The sequence below is a fragment of the Vibrio sp. 1727 genome (assembly GCF_033344415.1).
Taxonomy (GTDB): Bacteria; Pseudomonadota; Gammaproteobacteria; order Enterobacterales; family Vibrionaceae; genus Vibrio; species Vibrio alginolyticus.
This window is the reverse complement of the sequence record NZ_JAWPOT010000210.1, coordinates 1-766: the sequence shown is the minus strand read 5'-3', so window position 1 is coordinate 766 and position 766 is coordinate 1. Positions and strand designations below refer to the sequence as shown.

Below are 766 nucleotides of genomic sequence, written 5' to 3'. Positions count from 1 at the left end.
CGCCACCAAGATGACGTTGAATCGCAACCCATAGTCGATTGTTATGGTGTTGATTGAGCCAGCGCCCCCAGTAATGGTCACTCGCTTGATGGGTAGGAAGCCACAATACTAAGCAGTGACGAATCGACATCAGATCCCACTCAGAAAGCTGATAGCTGCCTTTTTCGCTGCGTCGTCTCGCGTTAGTGATGATACGGCACATCTCAGCATAAGCTTTACGGCAGGGGCAAAGTAGGACTATTTGGCACTCTTCGTTGAGCCAGAACATGCTGCCGACGATCTGTTTGATATCAAGTTTATGCTGTTCAATCGTTACATGGGCTTTGACCACGCCAGCGACCGAGCACTCGTCAGTAATCGCGATGGCATGGTAGCGATAAAAAGCCGCTTGCAACACAAGCTCTTCTGCATGAGAAGCGCCAGTGAGGAAAGAGAAATTAGACTGACAAAATAATTCTGCGTAACTCATAACGACTCAACAAAAATAGCCATGAAGAAACCAATGTTTATGTTGATCGCGAAATACCCATAACCAGCGACCTTGCTTGGTATGAGCAATGTAGTAATCGCGCATAATTTCGTCGCCATCCCACCATCCGGATACGATTCGTTCTGGTCCATGCACCAGCGATACTTGCTCTTGTAGAGCAATGGGGGCAGGCAGTTGCATTGCTGGGCGCAGCAAATCTGGGATGCTATGAGTGGGTACGTCTGGCTCATCGGCTAGTCGGTATTGGCTGGCTTTCTCCGGTCTTGGGTCGCAGGC

General features: G+C 49.5%; 1 protein-coding gene and 1 pseudogene. Both read right to left on the bottom strand.

Going from position 1 to position 766, the window contains the following annotated elements:
* On the bottom strand, window positions 1-469 hold a 469-nt coding region (locus R8O10_RS24830; RefSeq protein ID WP_318191903.1), incomplete at its 3' end, for a PHP domain-containing protein.
* Between the two features lie 6 nt (window positions 470-475).
* Window positions 476-766, bottom strand: a pseudogene (locus tag R8O10_RS24825) (DNA polymerase Y family protein); the annotation flags it as partial.